General features: G+C 33.1%; 1 protein-coding gene. It reads left to right on the top strand.

The window, feature by feature from the left end:
* Window positions 1-18: 18 nt before the first annotated feature.
* The coding region (locus NUW87_RS11900) for a zinc finger CCHC domain-containing protein (protein ID WP_269028650.1) at window positions 19-667 on the top strand (649 nt) is incomplete at its 3' end.

Raw genomic sequence — 667 nt, 5'->3', positions numbered from 1 at the left:
GGATATACAAAGCTTGTTGTGCTAGACAACAAGGATGATAAGTTAGAGTTTAGTTTTAATGCTAAGGGGATGAATGCTATCTTGAATGGACTTGCTGAAGCTGAGTTTGTAAAGGTGATGCATCTTAATACTGCCAAAGAAATGTGGGACAAACTCATTAACAGTTATGAAGGAAATGAGAAAGTAAAAGATGCCAAACTTCAAACATACAGATTGAAATTTGAACAACTAAAGATGAATGAAGATGAAACAATTAGCAAGCATTTTTTAAGAGTTGAGGAACTTGTAAATGCCATGAAGGGTCTTGGTGAGAATATTGAAGAACCATTTTTAGTTCAGAATATTTTAAGATCTCTTCTTGATCAATTTAATTCAAAAGTCTCTGCAATAGAAGAACTAAGTGATCTTAAAACTCTGTCCATTGATCAAATCCTAGGAACTCTAACTACATATGAAATGAGAATTAACAAAGATAAATCCAGTACTAGAGAAGCATCTTTTAAAGTAGACAAGAATATTGATTCAGAATTAGATGATATTGAGGCAAAATTTGTGAGAAGGTTAAAGAAAGGATCAGGAAAATATCAAGGGAAGTTGCCCTTCAAATGCTTTAACTATGGTAAGATAGGTCATTTTGCATCTAAGTGTCCCCATCAGAAAAAGGACC

This window comes from Corynebacterium pilbarense, from assembly GCF_026930265.1.
GTDB classification, from domain to species: domain Bacteria; phylum Actinomycetota; class Actinomycetes; order Mycobacteriales; family Mycobacteriaceae; genus Corynebacterium; species Corynebacterium pilbarense.
The sequence above is the reverse complement of the archived record's forward strand: the minus strand, read 5'-3'. Positions and strand labels throughout refer to the sequence as shown.